This is a genomic window from Pseudomonas sp. NFPP28, from assembly GCF_900115535.1.
GTDB lineage: Bacteria > Pseudomonadota > Gammaproteobacteria > Pseudomonadales > Pseudomonadaceae > Aquipseudomonas > Aquipseudomonas extremorientalis.
The window spans coordinates 287951-310164 of the sequence record NZ_FOWT01000005.1 but is presented as its reverse complement, the minus strand read 5'-3'; the positions used below and the strand labels follow the sequence as shown (position 1 = coordinate 310164).

Annotated in this window: 19 protein-coding genes; 15 read left to right on the top strand and 4 right to left on the bottom strand. The window is 60.1% G+C overall.

The genetic code is table 11. The annotated features are described in order from the left end of the window. Positions 1-18: 18 nt before the first annotated feature. Positions 19-1044: a GGDEF domain-containing protein gene (locus BM110_RS15205; protein ID WP_093513745.1), complete on the top strand. Its 1026-nt coding sequence runs from the start codon at positions 19-21 to the stop codon at positions 1042-1044. A gap of 16 nt (positions 1045-1060) precedes the next feature. Here BM110_RS15205 and BM110_RS15200 read toward each other — a convergent pair whose 3' ends face one another. Continuing rightward, positions 1061-1360, bottom strand: a complete 300-nt coding sequence (locus BM110_RS15200) for an ArsR/SmtB family transcription factor (RefSeq protein WP_170856087.1) — start codon at positions 1358-1360, stop codon at positions 1061-1063. Between the two features lie 92 nt (positions 1361-1452). Here BM110_RS15200 and BM110_RS15195 point away from each other — a divergent pair, with 92 nt between their 5' ends. Then, the gene (locus BM110_RS15195; protein ID WP_093513744.1) at positions 1453-2544 is read left to right on the top strand and encodes an NADH:flavin oxidoreductase/NADH oxidase; all 1092 of its coding nucleotides are present in this window, start codon (positions 1453-1455) and stop codon (positions 2542-2544) included. Between the two features lie 191 nt (positions 2545-2735). After that, positions 2736-4853: a TonB-dependent siderophore receptor gene (locus BM110_RS15190; protein WP_093513743.1), complete on the top strand. Its 2118-nt coding sequence runs from the start codon at positions 2736-2738 to the stop codon at positions 4851-4853. Between the two features lie 70 nt (positions 4854-4923). On the opposite strand, the gene BM110_RS15185 is transcribed toward BM110_RS15190, so the two are convergent. Further along, a complete protein-coding gene (locus BM110_RS15185; RefSeq protein ID WP_093513742.1) occupies positions 4924-5646 on the bottom strand; it encodes a FadR/GntR family transcriptional regulator in 723 nt (240 codons plus the stop codon). A gap of 48 nt (positions 5647-5694) precedes the next feature. Further along, a complete protein-coding gene (locus tag BM110_RS15180) occupies positions 5695-7431 on the bottom strand; it encodes an IlvD/Edd family dehydratase (RefSeq protein WP_093513741.1) in 1737 nt (578 codons plus the stop codon). Between the two features lie 193 nt (positions 7432-7624). Here BM110_RS15180 and BM110_RS15175 point away from each other — a divergent pair, with 193 nt between their 5' ends. Genes BM110_RS15175 through araH form a run of 7 tightly spaced genes read left to right on the top strand, consistent with a single transcriptional unit; the run spans position 7625 to position 15962 of the window. Continuing rightward, positions 7625-8947: an MFS transporter gene (locus BM110_RS15175; protein WP_071491459.1), complete on the top strand. Its 1323-nt coding sequence runs from the start codon at positions 7625-7627 to the stop codon at positions 8945-8947. 15 nt (positions 8948-8962) lie between these two features. Beyond that, entirely contained in the window at positions 8963-9952 is a 990-nt protein-coding gene (araD1, locus tag BM110_RS15170; RefSeq protein WP_093513740.1) for an AraD1 family protein, read from the top strand. Positions 9953-9963: 11 nt separating this feature from the next. Next, positions 9964-11544: an aldehyde dehydrogenase (NADP(+)) gene (locus BM110_RS15165; RefSeq protein ID WP_093513739.1), complete on the top strand. Its 1581-nt coding sequence runs from the start codon at positions 9964-9966 to the stop codon at positions 11542-11544. A gap of 36 nt (positions 11545-11580) precedes the next feature. Beyond that, a complete protein-coding gene (locus tag BM110_RS15160; RefSeq protein ID WP_093513738.1) occupies positions 11581-12444 on the top strand; it encodes an SMP-30/gluconolactonase/LRE family protein in 864 nt (287 codons plus the stop codon). A gap of 36 nt (positions 12445-12480) precedes the next feature. Then, positions 12481-13485: a substrate-binding domain-containing protein gene (locus BM110_RS15155; protein ID WP_092246016.1), complete on the top strand. Its 1005-nt coding sequence runs from the start codon at positions 12481-12483 to the stop codon at positions 13483-13485. After that, positions 13482-14984: an L-arabinose ABC transporter ATP-binding protein AraG gene (gene araG, locus BM110_RS15150; protein WP_093513737.1), complete on the top strand. Its 1503-nt coding sequence runs from the start codon at positions 13482-13484 to the stop codon at positions 14982-14984. The genes BM110_RS15155 and araG overlap by 4 nt, the downstream gene beginning before the upstream one ends. A 9-nt stretch (positions 14985-14993) precedes the next feature. Continuing rightward, positions 14994-15962, top strand: a complete 969-nt coding sequence (gene araH / locus BM110_RS15145) for an L-arabinose ABC transporter permease AraH (protein WP_071489111.1) — start codon at positions 14994-14996, stop codon at positions 15960-15962. Positions 15963-16078: 116 nt separating this feature from the next. Here the strand turns inward: araH and BM110_RS15140 are convergent, their stop codons facing one another. Then, a complete protein-coding gene (locus tag BM110_RS15140) occupies positions 16079-17227 on the bottom strand; it encodes an aldose epimerase family protein (protein ID WP_093513736.1) in 1149 nt (382 codons plus the stop codon). A gap of 137 nt (positions 17228-17364) precedes the next feature. Between BM110_RS15140 and BM110_RS15135 the strand changes: the two genes are divergently transcribed. The 5 genes from BM110_RS15135 to BM110_RS15115 all read left to right on the top strand — a co-directional run bounded on the left by BM110_RS15135 (position 17365) and on the right by BM110_RS15115 (position 22095). Next, entirely contained in the window at positions 17365-18132 is a 768-nt protein-coding gene (locus BM110_RS15135; protein WP_093513735.1) for an SDR family NAD(P)-dependent oxidoreductase, read from the top strand. A 263-nt stretch (positions 18133-18395) separates the two neighbouring features. Then, entirely contained in the window at positions 18396-19355 is a 960-nt protein-coding gene (locus tag BM110_RS15130) for a cysteine synthase family protein (RefSeq protein ID WP_092246001.1), read from the top strand. Beyond that, positions 19342-19905 (top strand): type I phosphoribosyltransferase, encoded by a 564-nt coding sequence (locus BM110_RS15125; protein WP_170856086.1) that lies wholly within the window; start codon positions 19342-19344, stop codon positions 19903-19905. The genes BM110_RS15130 and BM110_RS15125 overlap by 14 nt, the downstream gene beginning before the upstream one ends. A 34-nt stretch (positions 19906-19939) precedes the next feature. Further along, positions 19940-20851, top strand: a complete 912-nt coding sequence (locus BM110_RS15120) for an EamA family transporter (protein ID WP_093513734.1) — start codon at positions 19940-19942, stop codon at positions 20849-20851. Then, entirely contained in the window at positions 20848-22095 is a 1248-nt protein-coding gene (locus BM110_RS15115) for an ATP-grasp domain-containing protein (protein ID WP_093513733.1), read from the top strand. The genes BM110_RS15120 and BM110_RS15115 overlap by 4 nt, the downstream gene beginning before the upstream one ends. The last annotated feature ends 119 nt before the right edge of the window (positions 22096-22214 follow it).

Here is a 22214-nt window from a genome sequence, read left to right as displayed (position 1 = left end):
TGCGCAGGGAGTGTTGAGATGCCGGCTGACTTAAAGCTCAGGCCAAGGATGCAGAGGTTATTGTCGCCCGCTGTTGCCCAGGCGGAGTGGATAGGCCTGATTGCCTGGTGGTGGGTGCTCTTGGTGGATCCGGTGCTGGAGTTCGGGTGGTACACCGTGCTCATTACCGTGTGTTTGACAGCGTTGTGTCGATTTCACCGGCGGTTGACCAATTTCCTGGCCTGGCGGGCGTTCGGTGTGGTCTATATGGCGGTGTTGGCCGGCGGCTTTGCGTTGGTGATGCAGACCGATCAGGCATTGCAGGTATTTGCTCTACCGCTGGCGGTGATTCTGGTGCTGAGCAGTGCCTTGCTCTTTATCGCAGTCCAGGATTTCTTGATAGGCGCTGCATTGATCTGGTCGATGCTGTGGCCAGCTGTTCATATGTCGATCTACGTCGGGGTTGAGGTTTACCTGGTGATGTTCTGCCTGGCGTCGGTGTCGATCGGCTTTATCCTGAATTATTCATACGTGAAGAACCTGCGCTCTGTGTTGCTGGTCGAGAGTGAGTTCCGGGAACTGGCAGAAACGGATTACTTGACCTCCATCCTGAACCGCAGGGCGTTTATCGAACGTTTCGCCAAGGTGATCGCCGAGGGGCAGTGCGGCTATTTCATGATGCTGGATATTGATAGCTTCAAGTTGAAAAACGACCAGTTTGGCCATGATGTCGGTGACAAGATTCTCTGTGCGATGGCGCACTGCCTGAAAGCCACGCCGGGCAGCGACAGCTTCGGCAGGATCGGGGGAGAGGAGTTCGGCGTGTTGCTGGTGGGGGATGACCCTGGGGCGGCCACTGATTTTGCTGCGCGGCTGCTGCAAGCGATTCGTGGCAGTGTCCCGCCGCCCCATCACTACACGTGCAGCGCGGGTATGACGCATTTCTCGGTGGGTGCCGATATGTCAGTGGTACTCAAGTGCGCCGACCGCAACCTGTATGCCGCCAAGCACAATGGCAAGGACTGTGTGTATCTGGATGGCGAGCCATTGACCGCTTCCAGATGAAACGGACAGACGGGCCTCAGTGCTGGGCCAGAATGCTCGCGAGCAAGCCGGGGAAGCGGCTTTCCAGGTCGTCCGCGCGCAATGCATTCATGTGCGTGGTCCCCACGCTTCGGGTCTGCACCAGCCCGGCGTCGCGCAACACCCGAAAGTGATGGGACATGCTCGACTTCGGTCGCCCACCGTCCAATTCGCCGCAGGTAGCCTCGGGCACGCCGGCCAGGCAGCGCACGATTTCCAGGCGCACCGGATCACTCAGGGCGTATAGCACGCGCTCAAGGGTCAGGTCTTGCAGGGGAGGGTGTTTGAAGGCTCGCATGAAACGAATCATAACAGGGGGCTATCGTTGAATACCATAGTTCGATTACCATCGAACTATCGAATCAACCACCTGCTCACTGGAGTCGCCCCATGGCCGCATTGTTCGAACCGTTCCAACTAAAAGATGTCACCCTGCGTAATCGCATCGCTATCCCGCCGATGTGCCAATACATGGCCGATGACGGCATCGTCAACGACTGGCACCTCGTGCACCTGGCCAGCATGGCCCGTGGCGGTGCTGGCCTGGTGGTGGTCGAAGCCACTGCCGTCGCGCCGGAAGGTCGGATCACTCCGGGCTGCGCGGGGCTTTGGAGTGATGCGCATGCCGAGGCGTTCGTGCCGATGGTCCAGGCGATCAAGGCCGCCGGTTCCGTGCCGGGCATCCAGATCGGCCACGCCGGCCGCAAGGCCAGCGCCAACCGCCCGTGGGAAGGGGACGACCATATCGCCGCCTCCGACGCCCGCCGTTGGGAAACCATCGCACCCTCGGCCATCGCCTTCGGTGCCAACCTGCCACAGGTGCCTCGCGCCATGACCCTGGACGACATCGCCCGGGTGCGCCAGGACTTCGTCGACGCCGCCCGCCGTGCCCGCGACGCCGGTTTTGAATGGATCGAGCTGCACTTCGCCCACGGCTACCTGGGCCAGAGCTTCTTCTCCGAGCACTCCAACCAGCGCACCGACGCCTACGGCGGCAGCTTCGACAACCGCAGTCGTTTCCTCCTGGAAACCCTGGCTGCCGTGCGCGAAGTCTGGCCGGAAAACCTGCCGCTCACCGCACGTTTCGGTGTGATCGAGTACGACGGTCGCGACGAGCAGACCCTCACCGAGTCCATCGAACTGGCCCGCCGTTTCAAGGCCGGTGGCCTGGACCTGCTGAGCGTCAGCGTCGGTTTCACCATCCCCGACACCGACATCCCGTGGGGGCCTGCGTTCATGGGGCCGATTGCCGAGCGCGTGCGTCGCGAAGCCGGTATCCCGGTGACTTCGGCCTGGGGCTTCGGCACCCCGCAACTGGCCGAAGGCGCGTTGCAGGCCGGGCACCTGGACCTGGTGTCGGTAGGGCGTGCGCATCTGGCCGACCCGCATTGGGCGTACTTCGCGGCCAAGGAACTGGGTGTCGAGAAGTCCTCGTGGACCTTGCCAGCGCCCTACGCGCATTGGTTGGAACGTTATCGCTGAGGTCACGCGTCAACGATGAGCCACTCGATTGAGTGGCTTTTTTTTGCCTGCGTCAGCGCTGATACACAGTCGATGCGCGAAAAATAGCGAATGAGAATAGATGTCAACCGCGAATGACTTGATATACCATCCCTCGCGAATTCTTGGCAGGTCTGCCGTCCCATCTGGCTCATTCACTAGGTTCCACACCCATGCGTCGTACCCTGATTTCCCTCTGCGTGCTTCAGGCGTTTTCCCCGTTCACCTGGGCAGAGGTTGCTGCTACCGAGAAAGCCAGCCTTGAGTTGCAAGCGACCAATGTCACCGGCGAGGCGGATTACGAGACCGCCCAAGGGCCGGTGCAGGGCTACCACGCCACACGTTCAGCCAGTGCGACGCGCACCGACACCTCGATCCATGAAACCCCGCAGTCCATCAGCGTGGTGTCCAGGGCGGTGGTCGAAGACATCGGCGCCACTCGCCTGCAGGATGCGCTGGATTACGCTGGCGGTGTCGGACGCGCCAACAACTTCGGCGGGCAGGGCCTCACGACCTTCACCGTGCGCGGCTTTACCACCGGCGAGTTCTACCGCAACGGTTTCCCGATCAACCGTGGCTACCCGAACATGCCGGACGCCAACACCATCGAACGCCTGGAAGTGCTGCGCGGCCCGGCGACCATGCTCTATGGCCGTGGCGATCCCGGCGGCACCTTCAACGTGGTGACCAAGCAACCGTTGGCCGAACGCACGGTCACCCTCGGCAGCCAATTGAATGACCAGGGCATGAAGCGCGGCACCCTGGATGCCTCCGGCCCGTTGGACGAGGAGGGTCGCCTGGCCTATCGCCTGAACGTGGTGGGCGAGGGCGGCGACACCTTCCGCGACCATGTGGAGACCGAGCGCTACGGCGTCACCCCGGTGCTCACCTGGCAGGCCAGCGACGACACCAAGGTGATCTTCGAAGGCGACTTCATGCGCAACAACCACCCGCTGGATCGCGGGCTGACACGCTTTGCCAATCAGAAAGGCACGCCTTCGCGCGATACCTTCTGGGGCGACAAAGACGTCGGCAAGCTGCACAACGACAACAGCATGGCCCAGTTGCGTTTCGAGCATCTGCTCAATGACAACTGGACCCTGGGCGGTGGTTTCCAATGGTTGGACGGCACCTTGCAGGGCAACGCCATCGAGGCCAACAGCCTGGCTGCCGATGGCCACACGCTCAACCGCAACTTCAACTACCGCAAGCTGGAATGGACCGACAAAGACACCCAGCTCAACCTCACCGGGCATTTTTCCACGGGTGGTTTTGATCACACGTTGCTGACCGGCGTCGAGTTTGAGGATTACGACTACAAGTCGATCATCCAGCGTTCGTCCGCCGCCTACACCAGCGATATCTTCAACCCGGTCTACGGCAAGCCGCGCCCTGCGCTCACCAGCACGCCGACCCATGACAAGGAAAACCTCAAGACCTATGCCGCGTTCGTTCAGGACCAGGTGGCCCTCACCGAACGCTTGAAGGTGCTGGCGGGTGCGCGCTTCGAACGCTTCGAGCACCAGTACGAGACCTATGTGAAGGGCGGGCAAAGCTGGGAGGCCAGCGACAACGCGGTCACGCCCCGTGTCGGTGTGACCTATGACCTGACCGACACCCTGGCGGTCTACGCCGACGCCGCGCGGTCCTTCAAGCCGAACACCGGCGCCAGTCGTGACGGTGCCGGTTTCGAGCCGGAAAAGGGCAAGTCCTATGAAATGGGGATCAAGTGGGAAGGGCTGGACCGTCAGTTGAGTGTGGACGCAGCGATCTACCAGATCGACAAGAAGAACGTGTTGACCACCGACCCTGAAGACGCCAACTACAAGGTCGCCGCCGGCCAGGTACGCAGCCGCGGCTTCGACCTCAACGTCGCCGGCAACCTCACCCCTGAATGGCGCGTGATCGGTGGCTACGCCTACGTCGACGCCGAAGTCACCAAAGACAACACCATCCGCGTCGGCTCACCCCTGGCCAACATCCCGCGCAACAGCTTCAGCCTGCTCAATGTCTACGAGTTCCAGGACGGCCGCCTCAAGGGGCTCGGGCTGGGCGCGGGCGCCAAATACGTCGATGAACGGGTTGGCCAGACCTCCAACACCGCCTTCTCGATGGACGCCTACACCGTGGTCGACCTGCTCGGCTACTACAAGGTCAACGACAAGGTGCGCCTGAACCTGGATGTGAAGAACCTGTTCAACCGTGATTTCGAGGAAGGCGCGTTCGGCAACTTCTACGCCTACCCAGGCGCGCCACGCACGGTGCAGGTGGGCATCGCCTACACCCTCTAATGCCTAGCACAGTTTCAATGTGGGAGAGGGCAAGCCCCCTCCCACATTTGGTTCTGTATACCCCTTGAAGTCAGAGCGGCGTAAGCACGTTCATCACCGTATCCAACGCCACCCGCGTGTCATCCAGCTGCACCAGCGATGCATGCCGGGCGCCGAGGGCGTCGCGGTTCTGGATCGCGGTGAGGATCGCCTTGTGCCGGGGCAGGCTCAGGCCCTGGATGTCCGGGCGGCGGTTGGTGATGTTGATCGACTCGCGCAACGGCAGCGACAGCATGTTGCACATGTAGGCGAGCAGGTCGTTGCGGGTGGCATCGGCGATGGCGCGGTGGAAGTCCAGGTCGGCCTGCAGCAGTTGTTCGTGGGTCTGTGCGGTTTCCATGCCCAGGTAGGCTTTTTCGATGGTGGCAATGTCTTCGTCGGTGGCGGTGGTCGCGGCCATGGCGGCGATTTCCGGTTCGAGGATGCGCCGCACACCGGCCAGGGTGTTGAAGAACTCGCTGTGGGGCGTGGACTGCATCAACCAGGACAACACGTCCGGGTCGAGCAGGTGCCACTTCACGCGAGGCCGCACCACCGCGCCCACCCGTGGTTTGGAGTACACCAGGCCTTTGGCACTGAGCACCCGCGTGGCTTCACGCAACACCGAGCGGCTGACCTGGTACTCCTCGCAGAGCGTGGCCTCCATGGGCAGGCGTTCTTCCGGCTTGAAGCGGCCGGAAACGATGTGCATGCCCAAGTCCTGAACGATCTGGGCATGCTGGCTCTTGCGCGGCTTTGGCGGCTGGTGATCCATAACGACGGGGAGGCTCTGACTTAAAGACGCGGCATCATAGCATCCCAATTAGTGGGAATGCCGTGGGACTTGCGCCCCACGGCAACCCACCAGAAAGTCAAAGTCGCAGCCCTGGTCGGCCTGCAGCACATGGTCGATGTACAGCTGGCGGTAGCCGCCGACGATGAGGTTCTGCGGAGGCGCCAGGTCTGCCATACGTGCCGCCAGCTCTGCGTCGGGGATGTCCAGGTGCAGGCGGCCGTTGGCGCAGTCCAGTTCGATCCAGTCGCCTTCCTTGACCGTGGCCAATGGTCCACCGGCAGCGGCTTCCGGCGCCACGTGCAACACCACTGTGCCGTACGCCGTGCCGCTCATGCGTGCATCGGAAATTCGCACCATATCGGTCACGCCCTGGGCCAGCAGCTTGGCCGGCAGGCCCATGTTGCCGACCTCGGCCATGCCCGGGTAGCCCTTGGGGCCGCAGTTTTTCATGACCAGGATCGAGTTGGCGTCCACGTCCAGCTCCGGGTCATTGATGCGCGCCTTGTACATGTCGAAGTTTTCGAACACCACCGCACGGCCACGGTGCTGCATCAGTTCCGGGCTGGCGGCGGAGGGCTTGAGCACCGCGCCCAGCGGCGCCAGGTTGCCGCGCAGCACGCAGATGCCGCCGTCGGCGCGGATCGGGTTGTCGAGTGTGCGGATCACCTCGTCCTGGCCGTAGATCGGCGAGTCCTTGGTGTTTGCGCCCAGGGACTTGCCGTTGACGGTCAGTGCATTCGGGTGCGGGATCAGGTTGGCTTCACCCAGGCGGCGCAGCACGGCGGGCAGGCCGCCGGCGTAGTAGAACTCTTCCATCAGGAAGCGCCCCGAAGGTTGCAGGTCGACGATGGTCGGCATGCCACGGCCCATGCGGGTCCAGTCGTCCAGGTCGAGTTCGACGCCGATGCGCCCGGCGATGGCCTTGAGGTGGATCACCGCATTGGTAGAGCCGCCGATGGCCGCGTTCACACGGATCGCGTTTTCAAACGCCTCTTTGGTGAGGATCTTCGACAGCTTCAAGTCTTCGCGCACCATCTCCACGGCACGCATGCCCGACATATGCGCCAGCACATAACGCCGCGCATCCACCGCCGGAATCGCCGCGTTATGGGGCAGGGAAGTGCCGAGTGCCTCGGCCATGCAGGCCATGGTCGACGCGGTGCCCATGGTGTTGCAGGTGCCCGCCGAGCGCGACATGCCGCCTTCGGCTGCAAGGAAATCATCCAGGGTGATGGTGCCGGCTTTCACTTGTTCGCTGAGCTGCCACACCACGGTGCCCGAGCCAATGTCCTGGCCTTTGTGCTTGCCGTTGAGCATCGGCCCGCCGGTGACCACGATGGCCGGCACGTCGCAACTGGCGGCGCCCATCAGCAGGGCCGGGGTGGTCTTGTCACAACCGGTGAGCAACACCACGCCGTCAATCGGGTTGCCGCGAATCGCCTCTTCCACGTCCATGCTCGCCAGGTTGCGGGTGAGCATGGCGGTGGGACGCAGGTTCGACTCGCCATTGGAGAACACCGGAAACTCCACCGGGAAGCCACCGGCCTCGATCACGCCGCGTTTGACGTGCTCGGCGATCTGGCGGAAATGCGCATTGCACGGGGTCAGCTCCGACCAGGTATTGCAGATGCCGATGATCGGCTTGCCATGGAACTGATGGTCGGCAATGCCCTGGTTCTTCATCCAGCTGCGGTACATGAAGCCGTTCTTGTCGGCGGTACCAAACCACTGGGCGGAGCGGAGGCCGGGCTTTTTATCAGGCATGATCGATTCTCTTATTGTATGACTATATGTTCTATGCGTGCTTAAACATAAGCGCAAAAACGCTGCTTTGGAAGAGTTGTTTTGTAAATAGTCCTACTATATAGTCGATCTCAACTGAGGTATGACCCTGGCGGATTTTCGCGAGAGGCGTCCCCCGAGCTTCTATAAAAACAACAATCGGAGATCGACCCCCATGAGCCAGGAACTGCGGCTTATTCGGCGCATCACGCTGAAACTGATTCCCTTCCTGATCCTGCTGTACCTGATCGCCTACGTGGACCGTTCCGCCGTGGGCTTCGCCAAGTTGCACATGGGCGCCGACGTCGGCATTGGCGATGCTGCCTATGGCCTGGGTGCGGGGTTGTTCTTCATTGGCTACTTCCTGTTCGAGATCCCCAGCAACCTGATGCTCGACCGCTTTGGCGCACGCCGCTGGTTTGCGCGGATCATGATCACCTGGGGCGCCATCACCATCGGCATGGCCTTTGTGCAGGGCCCGCACAGCTTCTATGTGATGCGCTTTCTGCTCGGCGCGGCGGAGGCGGGGTTCTTTCCCGGCGTTCTCTACTACATTACCCAGTGGTTCCCGGTGCGCCATCGCGGCAAGATCCTCGGGCTGTTCATCCTGTCGCAACCCATCGCGATGATGATCACCGGTCCGGTGTCCGGCGGTTTGCTGGGCATGGACGGCATCCTTGGCCTGCACGGCTGGCAATGGCTGTTCATCGTGATTGGCACCCCGGCGATCCTGCTGACCTGGCCGGTGCTGCGCTTCCTGCCAGATGGCCCTGAACAGGTCAGTTGGATGAGCGACGACGAAAAGGCCTGGCTCACCGGCGAACTCGCCAAAGACCTGCAAACCTACGGCCAAACCCGTCACGGCAACCCCCTGCATGCCTTGAAAGACCAACGCGTGTTGCTGCTGGCGCTGTTCTACCTGCCGGTGACCCTGAGCATCTACGGCCTGGGCCTGTGGCTGCCGACCCTGATCAAGCAGTTCGGCGGCACTGATCTGGTCACCGGCTTTATCTCTGCGGTGCCGTATCTCTTCGGCATCATCGGCCTGCTGATCATCCCGCGCAGTTCCGACCGTTTGAACGACCGCTACGGCCATCTTGCGGTGCTCTACGTGCTGGGCGCCATTGGGCTGTTCTTCAGTGCCGCGCTCAGTGTGCCGGTGCTGCAAATGGCAGCGCTGTGCCTGGCGGCATTCGCGATGTTCTCCTGCACGGCAGTGTTCTGGACCTTGCCCGGGCGCTTCTTCGCGGGCGCCAGTGCGGCGGCGGGCATTGCGTTGATCAACTCGGTGGGCAACCTCGGCGGCTATATCGGCCCGTTCGTGATCGGCGCGCTCAAGGAATACACCGGCAACCTCGCCTCAGGCCTGTACTTCTTGTCCGGGGTGATGCTGTTCGGGCTGGTCCTGACCGTTGTGGTCTACCGCCTGCTCGAGCGCAGGCACGTGCTGCCTGCCGACCAATTTGCCGCCAGTGCCCGTGGCGCCACCCGACCTTAATCCAGGAGAACAGTCATGCGTTTAGTTCAGTTCGAGTTGCGTAACGGAGACCGCCGTGTCGGCGTGGTCGACGCCACCAAGGTGCGCGAAGTACAGACAGCCCACAGCGTGCGCGAATTGGCCCTGGCTGCCATCGACGCCGGCGTAGGCCTGGCGCAACACGTGGACAGCCTGGGCCTGGGCGACAGCTATGACTACGCCGCGCTGCTGGCCGACTTGAAAATTATGCCGCCGCTGGACCACCCGGACCCGGCCCATATGCTGATCAGCGGCACCGGCCTGACTCACCTGGGCAGTGCCTCGGCGCGGGACAAGATGCACCAGGCCGGCGGCGACAGCGCATTGACCGACACCATGCGCATCTTCAAATGGGGCGTGGAGGGCGGCCGTCCACCGGCTGGCCAGGCGGGTGTGCAACCCGAGTGGTTCTACAAGGGCGACGGCAGCATCGTGGTGCGCCCCGGCGCAGCCTTCCCGGTGCCACCGTTTGCCGAGGATGCCGGTGAAGAGCCGGAGATCGGCGGCCTGTATGTGATCGGCCCGGACAGCAAGCCCTATCGTGTCGGTTTTGCGGTGGGCAACGAATTCTCCGACCACATCATGGAGCGCAAGAACTACCTGTACCTGGCCCATTCCAAACTGCGCAGTTGCAGCTACGGCCCTGAGTTGCGCGTGGGCGAGTTGCCCCAGCACCTGGCGGGCACCAGCCGCATTCTGCGCAACGGCGAAGTGATCTGGCAGAACGAGTTCCTCAGCGGCGAGGCCAATATGTGCCACAGCCTGGAGAACCTCGAATACCACCACTTCAAATACCGTCAGTTCCTCAAGCCGGGCGATGTGCACATCCACTTTTTCGGCACCGCCACGCTGTCATTCGCCGACGGTATACGGACCCAGGTCGGCGATGTGTTCGAGATCAGCCAGGCCGAGTTCGGTGCGCCGCTGGTCAACCGTGTCGGCAGCAGCGCTGCGGCGTTCGAACCCGGCAATGTCATCACCCTTTAATGGAGAACCCCATGACTCAGTTTCTCGGCCACAACTACATCGGCGGCCAGCGCAGCGCCAACGGCAGCGTGACCTTGCACAGCGTCGATGCCACCACCGGCGAAGCCTTGCCCCAGGCCTTTTTCCAGGCCACGCCGCAGGAAGTCGACGCCGCCGCCAAGGCTGCCGCGCAGGCCTACCCTGCGTACCGCGCCTTGAGCGCATCGCGCCGTGCACAGTTCCTGGATGCGGTGGCCGATGAGCTGGACGCGTTGGGGGATGATTTTGTCGAACTGGTCTGCCGCGAAACGGCGCTGCCGGCTGCACGCATCAAGGGCGAGCGCGGGCGTACCAGCGGCCAGATGCGCCTGTTCGCCACGGTGCTGCGTCGCGGTGATTTCTACGGTGCGCGCATCGACAAGGCACTGCCCGACCGCCAACCGCTGCCACGCCCGGACCTGCGTCAATACCGCATCGGCCTGGGGCCGGTCGCGGTGTTTGGCGCGAGCAACTTTCCCCTGGCGTTTTCTACGGCGGGCGGTGATACAGCGGCTGCTTTGGCGGCAGGCTGCCCAGTGGTGTTCAAGGCCCACAGCGGGCATATGGCGACCGCCGAACGCGTGGCCGATGCGATCATCCGCGCGGCCGAGGCCACCGAGATGCCGGCCGGTGTGTTCAACATGATCTTCGGCGGTGGCGTGGGTGAGGCGCTGGTCAAGCACCCGGCGATCCAGGCGGTGGGCTTTACCGGCTCGCTCAAGGGCGGGCGTGCCTTGTGCGACATGGCGGCGGCGCGCCCGCAGCCGATCCCGGTGTTTGCCGAGATGTCGAGCATCAACCCGGTGATCGTATTGCCCCAGGCCCTGACCGTGCGCGCCGACAGCGTCGCGCGTGACCTGACCGCCTCGGTGGTACAAGGCTGCGGCCAGTTCTGCACCAACCCTGGCCTGGTCATCGGTGTCGCGTCGCCTGCATTCACCGCGTTCACCCAGCAAGTCGCGCAACTGATCGGCGAGCAACCGGCCCAGACCATGCTCAACGCCGGCACCCTGGGCAGCTACGGCAAAGGCCTGGAAAAACTCCTGGCGCACCCGGGCATCCAGCATCTGGCGGGCAACCAGCAGGCCGGCAATCAGGCGCAACCACAGCTGTTCAAGGCCGATGCGAGCCTGTTGATCGACGGCGATGAAGTGCTGCAGGAAGAAGTCTTCGGCCCCACCACCGTGTTCGTCGAAGTCGCCAACCAGGCCCAACTCAACGCCGCCTTGCACGGTCTGCACGGTCAACTTACGGCGACGATCATTGGCGAGCCCGCCGACCTGCAACAGTTCGCCGAACTCACGCCGCTGCTGGAGCAGAAAGTCGGGCGCATCCTGCTCAACGGCTACCCGACCGGCGTGGAAGTCTGCGATTCGATGGTGCATGGCGGGCCGTACCCGGCCACCTCGGATGCCCGTGGCACCTCGGTCGGCACCTTGGCCATCGAGCGTTTCCTGCGCCCCGTGTGCTTCCAGAATTACCCTGATAGCCTGCTGCCCGACGCGTTGAAAAACGCCAATCCGTTGCGCATCCAGCGGCTGGTGGATGGCACGCCATCTCGCGAACCGCTGTAACGCACACCTGAGAACAACAACAATCCAGGAGGCATCATGTCGTGTATCGCCGTTACCCCGCACCGTGCGCAATTGGGCGAGGGACCGTTCTGGGACGCGCCCACCCAGGCACTGTACTGGGTGAATATTGCCGGCAAACAGGCACTGCGCCTGATGGGCGGGCAGTTGCGGGTGTGGCAGTTGCCCGAGCATGTCTCGGCGTTCATCCCGTGTGAGGGCGGCGATGCCCTGGTGACCCTGAGCAGCGGCGTGTATCGCCTCGACCTGGCCACCGAGGCCCTGACCCTGCTGTGCGTGGCCGACCCGCAACCCGGCAACCGTGGCAATGAAGCACGCTGCGATGCCCAGGGCCGGCTGTGGCTGGGCACCATGCAGAACAATATTGGCGAGCAGGGTGAAGACCTGCCCATCACGCGACGCTCCGGCGGCCTGTTTCGTATCGATGCCGATGCGCAGGTCACACCGTTGCTCAGCGGCCTGGGCATTCCCAACACCTTGCTGTGGAGTGATGACGGTCGGCAGGTGCATTTCGGCGACAGCCTGGACGGCACGCTGTACCGCCACGCTATCCAGCCAGACGGCCAACTCGAATCCGCGCAGGCGTGGTTCGGTCCCCACGAACGTGGCGGGCCGGACGGTTCGGCCATGGATGTGCAAGGCTACATCTGGAACGCCCGCTGGGATGGCAGTTGCCTGCTGCGCCTCACGCCCGACGGCACTGTCGACCGCATCATCGAGCTACCCGTCAGCCGCCCCACCAGTTGCGTGTTCGGTGGCCCGAACCTCACCACCCTGTACATCACCAGCGCGGCCAGCCCGTTGGAACACCCCTTGGATGGCGCGGTATTGGCCATCGAGGTCGATGTGCCTGGAAAACCCTGTCATCGCTTTGCCGGATAAGTCCCCCTTTAAAAACAACAACAAGGAGTCACCCGTATGAATCGTCGTCGTGGTTTGCGTTCCCTGTGCTGCGCCGCTGTGGCGGTCTCGGCCATGAGCTTGAGCGGGCTGCTGCTGGCCGCTGAAGAAGTGAAGATCGGCTTCCTGGTCAAGCAGGCCGAGGAGCCGTGGTTCCAGACCGAATGGGCCTTCGCCGAGAAAGCCGGCAAGGAGCATGGCTTCACCGTGATCAAGATCGCCGTGCCCGATGGTGAGAAGACCCTGTCGGCCATCGACAGCCTGGCCGCCAATGGTGCCAAGGGCTTTGTGATCTGCCCGCCGGACGTGTCCCTCGGCCCGGCCATCGTGGCCAAGGCCAAGGCCAACGGTTTGAAAGTCATTGCCGTGGATGACCGCTTTGTCGACGCCAAGGGCAACTTCATGGAGGACGTGCCGTACCTGGGCATGGCGGCCTTTGAAGTGGGCCAGAAGCAGGGCGCCGCGATGGCGGCCGAAGCGAAAAAACGCGGCTGGGACTGGAAGGACACCTACGCGGTGATCAACACCTTCAACGAACTCGACACCGGCAAGAAACGCACCGACGGCTCGGTCAAATCCCTGGAAGAAGCCGGCATGCCCAAGGACCACATCCTGTTCACCGCCGCCAAGACTCTCGACGTACCCGGCAGCATGGACGCCACCAACTCGGCGCTGGTCAAGCTGCCCAGCGGCGCGAAAAACCTGATCATCGGCGGCATGAACGACAACACCGTGCTGGGCGGCGTACGCGCCACCGAAAGCGCCGGCTTCAAGGCCGCCAATGTGATCGGTATCGGCATCAATGGCACCGACGCCATTGGCGAACTGAAAAAGCCTGAAAGCGGCTTCTTTGGCTCCATGCTGCCCAGCCCGCATATCGAGGGCTACAACACTGCGAAGATGATGTTCGATTGGGTCACTAAAGGCACCGAGCCTGCGAAATACACGGCGATGGACGAAGTGACGCTGATCACCCGCGCCAACTTCAAGGAAGAACTGACCAAGATCGGGTTGTGGCAATGACCGCTGCGGCCCTGCGCTTTGACGGCATCGGCAAGACCTTTCCCGGGGTCAAGGCGCTGGATGGCATCAGCTTTACCGCCCACCCCGGGCAGGTGCACGCCCTGATGGGCGAGAACGGTGCGGGCAAGTCGACGCTGTTGAAGATCCTCGGCGGCGCCTACATTCCCAACAGCGGCTCGCTGCACATCGGCGCGCAGACCATGGCCTTCAAATGCGCCGCCGACAGCATTGCCAGCGGCGTGGCGGTGATCCACCAGGAACTGCATCTGGTGCCGGAAATGACGGTGGCCGAGAACCTGTTCCTCGGCCACTTGCCGTCGCGTTTCGGCGTGGTCAACCGGGGGCTCCTGCGCAAGCAGGCCCTCGCGTGCCTCAAGGGGCTGGCGGATGAAATCGACCCGGCCGAGAAACTCGGGCGCTTGTCCCTTGGCCAGCGCCAACTGGTGGAAATCGCCAAGGCGCTGTCCCGTGGCGCCCATGTGATTGCCTTTGACGAACCGACCAGCAGCCTGTCGGCGCGGGAGATCGACCGCCTGATGGCGATCATCACGCGCCTGCGCGATGAGGGCAAAGTGGTGCTCTACGTGTCCCACCGCATGGAAGAAGTGTTCCGCATCTGCAACGCCGTCACGGTGTTCAAGGACGGCCGCTACGTGCGCACCTTCGAGGACATGAGCGCGCTGACCCATGACCAACTGGTGACGTGCATGGTGGGGCGCGATATCCAGGACATTTACGACTACCGCCCGCGTGAGCACGGCGAAGTCGCGCTCAAGGCCGATGGCCTGATCGGTCCCGGCCTGCGTGAGCCGATCAGTTTCAGTGTGCGCAAGGGCGAGATCCTTGGCCTGTTCGGGCTGGTCGGGGCTGGGCGCACCGAGCTGTTCCGGCTGCTCAGCGGCCTGGAGCGCGCCAGTGCCGGCAGCCTGCATTTGTGCGGGCAGGCGCTGCAACTGCGCTCGCCCAAGGATGCCATCGCCGCCGGCGTGCTGCTGTGCCCGGAGGACCGCAAGAAGGAAGGCATCATCCCGCTGTCCAGCGTCGCCGAGAACATCAATATCAGCGCACGCGGTGCCCACTCCACGTTCGGCTGGCTGCTGCGCGAGGGCTGGGAAAAGGGCAACGCCGACCAGCAGATCCAGGCCATGAAGGTCAAGACGCCGAACGCCGCGCAGAAGATCATGTACCTGTCCGGCGGCAACCAGCAGAAGGCCATTCTCGGTCGCTGGCTGTCGATGCCGATGAAGGTGTTGCTGCTGGACGAACCGACTCGTGGCATCGATATCGGCGCCAAGGCCGAGATCTACCAGATCATCCATAACCTGGCCGCCCAGGGCATTGCGGTGATTGTGGTGTCCAGCGACCTGATGGAAGTGATGGGCATCTCCGACCGCATCCTGGTGCTGTGCGAAGGCGCGATGCGCGGCGAACAAACCCGCGAAGACGCTACCGAATCCAACCTGCTGCAATTGGCCCTGCCGCGCAGCGTGGCGAACTGAGAGACGACTATGACCACTCAACACAACGTGCTGCCCACGGCGCGCAAGCCTCTGGACCTGCGTGCACTGCTGGACAACTGGGCGATGCTGCTGGCGGCGGTGAGCATTTTCCTGCTGTGCGCCTTGCTCATCGACAACTTCCTGTCACCGCTGAACATGCGTGGCCTGGGCCTGGCGATTTCCACCGTGGGCATCGCCGCCTGCACCATGCTGTTCTGCCTGGCGTCGGGGCATTTCGACCTGTCGGTGGGCTCGGTGATCGCCTGCGCTGGGGTGGTGGCGGCGATTGTGATGCGCGACACCGACAGCGTCCTGTTGGGCATTGGCGCCGCCTTGCTGATGGGCCTGATGGTGGGCCTGATCAACGGCATCGTGATCGCCAAGCTGCGGGTCAACGCGCTGATCACTACCTTGGCGACCATGCAGATCGTGCGTGGCCTGGCGTACATCTTCGCCAACGGCAAGGCGGTGGGGGTGTCCCAGGAGCAGTTCTTCATCTTCGGCAACGGCCAGTTGCTGGGCGTGCCGGTGCCGATCCTGATCACGATCCTGTGCTTCCTGTTCTTCGGCTGGCTGCTCAACTACACCACTTACGGACGCAACACCATGGCCATCGGCGGCAACCCGGAAGCGGCGTTGCTGGCGGGCGTCAATGTGGACCGCACCAAGATCCTGATCTTTGCCGTGCACGGCCTGATCGGCGCGTTGGCCGGGGTGATCCTCGCCTCGCGCATGACCTCCGGCCAGCCGATGATCGGTCAGGGCTTCGAGCTGACCGTGATCTCGGCGTGCGTGCTGGGCGGGGTGTCGCTGAGCGGCGGGGTAGGCATGATCCGTCATGTGATTGCCGGCGTGTTGATTTTGGCGATCATCGAGAATGCGATGAACCTGAAGAACATCGACACCTTCTACCAGTACGTGATCCGCGGCTCGATCCTGCTGCTGGCGGTGGTCATCGACCGCATGAAACAACGCTGATCCCAAGCCAAATGTAGTTCCAAATGTGGGAGGGGGCTTGCCCCCGATAGCGGTGTGTCAGTGTGCATCTCTGTCTATGACACTCTGCTATCGGGGGCAAGCCCCCTCCCACAAGTTTAGTCCGCGGAGAATTTGAAGACAGTGTTCTGGGTGTAGGTCTGCCCTGGGTTCAGGCGGGTCGACGCAAACTCAGGCTGATTAGGCGCATCCGGAAAATGCTGGGTCTCCAACGTAAACCCACTCCAGTGCTGATAGGTCTTGCCAGCCTTGCCCTTCACCGACCCATCGAGGAAGTTGCTGGTATAGAACTGCACCCCAGGCTCGGTGGTAAACAGCTGCAAGCGCCGCCCGGACGCAGGATCATGCACCTCGGCCGCCACCTGCTTCACGTCACCCTGGGTATCCAATGCCCAGTTGAAGTCGAACCCACCCTGTTTCGGCTCGGCGAATTTGAGCTGCGGGTGATCGTCCTTGATGTGCTGGCCGATCGGCGTCGGCGTGAGGAAGTCCATCGGTGTGCCCTTGACCGGCGCCAGTTCGCCGGTGGGAATCAGCGTCGCATTCACCGGCGTGTAATGGCTGGCATGCAAGGTGGCGACCTGCTTGAGGATGTCGCCATTGCCCGCGCCGGCCAGGTTGAAGTAGCTGTGGTTGGTGAGGTTGAGCACCGTCGGTTTGTCGGTGGTGGCGCTGTAGTCGATGTGCAGTTCGTTGTTGTCATTGAGGCGGTAGGTGACTTCGGCCTTCAGGTTGCCGGGGAAGCCCATCTCGCCGTCCTTGGACAGGTAGGTGAGGGTCACGCCGACCGAGTCCTTGGCCTTGACCGGCGTGGCTTTCCACACCCGCTTGTCGAAGCCCTGGGCGCCGCCATGCAGCGAGTTGGGGCCGTCGTTGAGTGGCACCTGGTAGCGCTTGCCGTCGAGTTCGAAGGCGCCGCCGGCCAGGCGGTTGCCGAAACGGCCGATGGTCGCGCCGAAGAACGCCGTACCGCTCTGATAGCCTTGCACGTCGTCAAAGCCCAGCACCACGTCGTCGAGCTTGCCGTGTTTGTCCGGTACTTTCAGCGACTGCAACACGCCGCCGTAGGTGATCACCGTGGCTTGCATGCCATGGCTGTTACGCAGGATGTACTGCTCGACGGCGGTGCCGTCATTGGTTTTACCGAACGGTTTGTGTTCACTGGTAAGGCCCGCCGCCTGGGCGCCGCCGCTGGCGACCAGCATGGACAGGGCGAGGCCCGAAAGCAGGTAACGAGGGTGCTTCATGGTCGAACTTCCTTTTGTTGTTTTGAGTGGAATAGTTCTACTAATGTGCGATATTTTGTCGATATGACAGCGAATTTATAGCCTTAAACCGCATTTTTGCAAAATAAAATAAGACTAATTAAGCGAGGCAACCTTTTATGACCACTCATCACGCCGTTTATCCCGACCTTGAAGGCAAGACTGTCCTGATCTCTGGAGGCGCCTCAGGCATTGGCGAATTCATGGTGCGCGCCTTCGCGGCCCAAGGCGCCAAGGTCGGCTTTGTCGACCGCGCGCAAAGCCAGGGCGAACGCCTGGCGGCTCTGTTGAGTTCGCGCGGGCACACCGTGGAATTCGTCAATTGCGACATCACCGACGAGATAGCCTATAAAGCCGCCATCACTCGTTTCGAACACTCGCTGGGGCCGATCACCGTGCTGGTGAACAATGCCGCTAATGACGTACGCCACAGCTTGGAAGAAGTCGATTCGGAAATGTTCGACCGGCTCATCTCCGTCAACCTCAAGCACGCCTTCTTCGCCGCCAAGGCCGTGGTGCCGATGATGAAAAACGCGGGCGGCGGGGCGATCATCAACCTCGGTTCGGTAGGCTGGATGATGGCTTCGGCCGGCTACCCGGTGTACGCCGCCAGCAAGGCCGCCGCCCACGGCATGACCCGCGCCCTGGCCCGGGAACTGGGGCCGAGCCGGATCCGCGTGAATACGCTGGTGCCGGGTTGGGTGATGACGGAAAAACAATTGGCGATGTGGGTCGACGATGCCGCCAAGGAACTGATCAGCCGCAGTCAGTGTTTGCCGGGGAGCGTTTTGCCGGAACACATCGCCAACATGGCGTTGTTTCTCGCCTCCGATGCCTCGGCGATGTGTTCGGCGCAGAACTTTATTGTGGATGGCGGTTGGGTGTAGAGAGTCACCCAACTCAAGCGCCGATGGCGGTGGCACAGGCGATAGATTCATTGCCCATACCACCGCTGTTATGACATTTTTTGCATTTTACGGTGGTTGGCATGTGTCGCCATCGCTGGTTTTTTCGAAGCGTTTTTCAAGTAATGAGGCGGGGGTATAGCGCTCTTCGAGGGCTTTAATACCTAGCCGTTCGGCTAGTTGTTTGCCATGAGAATGATCTGATAATGTCTTGAAGTGGCTATCAGGTATTGAGATTATTTTTCATGAAGCTGACTGATATTGGTAGGACACCGCTCATAGAGTTGGCAAGTCTGTCTATTAATGGCGGTAGGTGCTTTTCTAAGTGCGAGTTCTTGAACCCGTCGGGAAGCCATAAGGACAGAACATATTTAAGTATTATTAATGGGTTGGAAAAGATTGGTGCTATCCAACCCGGTATGACCCTAGTAGATAGCTCCACAGGGAATGGCGGTGCGGCACTTGCATGGATTGGACGTCTGAAGGGATACAAGATAAAAATTTTTATGCCTGAAGGCATGACGCAAGAGAGAAAAGTCCAGATACGCTCATTGGGTGCGGAGATAATCGAGACGCCTAAGGAAGGTTTCTTGTCGGGTGCGGTACTTGCAGCTAGGCGCTATCAAGCTGAACAGTTGAATGAACAGGTTTTTTTTCTTGATCAGTCCAATAACCTATTAAATAAGGCCGCTTGGGCTGACTGTGGAGAAGAAATAGTAGAAGCGTTACGTCATCAGCATGTGGTACCGGATTTTTTTGTGTGCTCAATTGGCACGGGAGGAACTTTTTCGGGTATAGCTGAGGTGTTGAAGTGTGAGTATAGAGAGATAAGGACAGTGGCGATTGAAGTCAATAAATCTGCTCCACTGTATTCAGAAAGAAATAATTTAACATTTGAGCACCGCCCTCATAATTTGATGGGGTTAGGGGGTGGGGTGCTGTCGACTAATACGGTCTCTGCGCTTGTCGACGAAGTGCGAGTGGTTGATGGCAATGAAGCATGGGTTCGAATGAAGCAGTTTATTGAACATGAAAGGGTGCCTGTCGGGCCTACGTGTGGCGCGAATTTATTAGTTTGCGAAGAGGTCGCTCTAACGCATCAGAAGAAAAATATTGTTACTGTGTTTTTTGACAGTTCTTGGAAGTATGCGAGTCGCTGGGACGGTTTTTATCCTGAGTATGGTGGGGTGGATGATGCTACTTGAACAAGTCTATAAGGATGCGAAAGTTGTTAACTCTGGGGGGGCGTACACTACGGTGAATGAGTTTACCGACCAGATTCCCGCGTTGCGCCCTGCGGTATTGGTGGAGGTGGCTCAACGAATAGTAAGGTTGATGGATCTGAATGTTTCAAAAATTGTGACTGAAGAAGATAAGGGAGCTGCGCTAGCTACCACGGTATCCTTGCTTACCGGCATTCCCATGGCTGTGGCCAGATGGTATCCCTACAGTCTTGGCACTATTAATGAACAAGTAGTTTCCATCGACTCTGAATATTTTCAAGGCGAAATGTATCTCAACGGGATTGAGGCAGGCGATCGTGTTGCAATTATTGACGATACATTGAGTACCGGGGGGGCAATTGTTGCTTTAACTGAAGCGATAAGGTCGGCGGGAGGGGAGTTGCTCGATGTGGTCTGTGCGGTTGAAAAAGTTGGAAATGGTGGTTTCGAAAAGGTTCGAAAGATGACAGGCCTTTCTGTTAAGTCCGTCTTGAAAATCAAGGTAAACGAAAGCGGAGTGAGCGTGGTTTGAATTGCTTTGCTGGCTCAACTTGACAGGTGTATCCATGGTGCGTTCTGGCGTAGTTGTAGGTTTGATTTTTTGCCTGATCAGCGCTGCGTTCGATGTGTACGTAGCATTCGTCACGCAAACGATCAATACGCTGCTTGTTGTTTTTTATTGTTTTACAACGTCTGCCATTTTTTTTGTCGTGTGTGCCCTGTTTGATAACGCTGGCTCGTTACTTTCAAAGATAAGGATGCACTGGGTAATAGTTGTTGTCGTGAATGTTTCAGTATTGCTTAATTGGGGTGGCCTGTTTTACGCCTTGAAATACCTGGAGCCTGCCGTGGTCGGAGTCGCTTCGGTCGCCTGTGGCCCGGCGCTCACGTTAGTTATCTTAATGGCCAACAAGCGTAATGCCAAAGTCGCTTTCGTAGATTCGGTGGTGTCGTGTCTGGTGCTTGTTTCCGTGGGAATCATGCTGTTTAACTCCTTCGCAGGAGACAGTGGTATAGCCACTACGACGCTGGAAGAGCGGCTGATGGGAATCGCCAGCGTGGTGGTGTGTGCACTGGGTACGGTTATGTACACGGTGTTTTCCAAGGAGCTTTACCGGCGGCAATGGTCCGTCTATGAAATTCTGGCGGTCAGGAGCGTGGTAATGGTCGGTGCATGCGTCCTTGCAATGACTGCTTTGGGGGAGAGTTTCAGGCTGAATGCCGAGTTGATTCTGCCAATGGTACTGCTGGTTGTGATAGGGCATCTGTTGCCCATCTACTTGATCCAGAAAACAATCTTCTATCTCACGCCCATCCATGTTTCTTTGGTGTTGTTGACGCTTCCGGTATTTGTCTTGTTGTTGCAGTACCTCGACGACAGAGTCGAATTCTCTATCGCGAGTGTTACTGCGGTCAGCCTCATTGTGTTTTTGCTGTTGGGAAGGGCGTTATATGCACTGCGGAGGGAAACAACATGAGCAGGGTGATTGTCGTCGATGGTTTCTCATCCGGAAAATTTATATCAAAGCGCCTTGCTGAAGCTGGGTGTGTACTGATGCATGTGGCCTCATCCAACACCTTGGACGGTTATTACTATCGAGGCTTCGATTATTCCATTTATGACAACGTCATCGTGAATACGGGGTTTGCCACCACGTTGGCGAGTGTCGAGCAGTTCAAGCCACAATTCATTATTGCCGGCGCCGAAACCGGTGTACGGCTGGCGGATGAATTGAATGAGCACCTTCAACTGCCTTATCGCAATGACATCGAGAAGAGCACCGCCCGCAGAAATAAATACGACATGATTCATCGCATTACCCAAGCGCAGCTATTGGCAGCGCAGCAGTTCACCGCGGACACGTGGGAGCGTGCTGAGACCTGGATTAATGATCATGGTCGTTTTCCCGTGGTGGTTAAACCCCTCGAAAGCGCTGGCGCTGATGGCGTATTCATTTGTGAGGACTTGCGTGCTTGTGAGGTTGCAGTCGGCAAGCTATTGGGCGCGACTAACAAATTGAGCATTCCCAATCACCAGGTGCTGATCCAGGAGTATTTGGCAGGGGTGGAATATGTGGTGAATATGGTTTCGCTCAACGGCCAGCAGCTTGTCACAGAAGTAGTTCGCTATCAGAAACAGCGTACTGAAAGCGGTGGGGTCCTCTATGACATTGATGAGTTGATTGACGCCGATTCACCGGAGTATTCGAGCTTGGTGGATTACACTCGGGCAGTGGTGCGCACGCTCGGCATCCGTAACGGCCCCAGCCACGCCGAAGTTATGTTCACTGACGATGGCCCGAAACTGGTGGAGATCGCTGCACGAACCGATGGTATTTTACGGCCCGACGTGTCTAGGCAAACGACAGGTCTCGGCCAAATCGAAGCAACTGTTTTATCGATCACTGCACCTGAACTGTTTGCCCGATTAGTGGCAGGAAACACCGATTATAGGCTGATGCAACACACCTACAACGTTTGCTTGATCAACCGTGCGAAGGGACGTTTCAAACAGGGCTTTTTTCTGAATGAATTGCTTAAGCTTGAGTCCTTCTTTGATGCGGTGTTTTACGTTGACGATGGGCACGCACTAAGTGTGACTCAGGATGTGTTCAGCCAGCCAGGCACGGTGTATCTGGTACATGCTGACCCTGAAGTGATTGCCGCCGATTACCTCAGGATCAGGGCGCTTGAACTCCAGGGCGTGTATTCGATGGCATGACGTTTGGATACCGGAGGCGGTTCTATTCATTCGCAATAGCGTCGACCATTGGGAAACGCTTCGGCCTTAATCACTGACGCTACGAGATCGCGGCGTGTCAGTCTGCACACCTGTTGCTG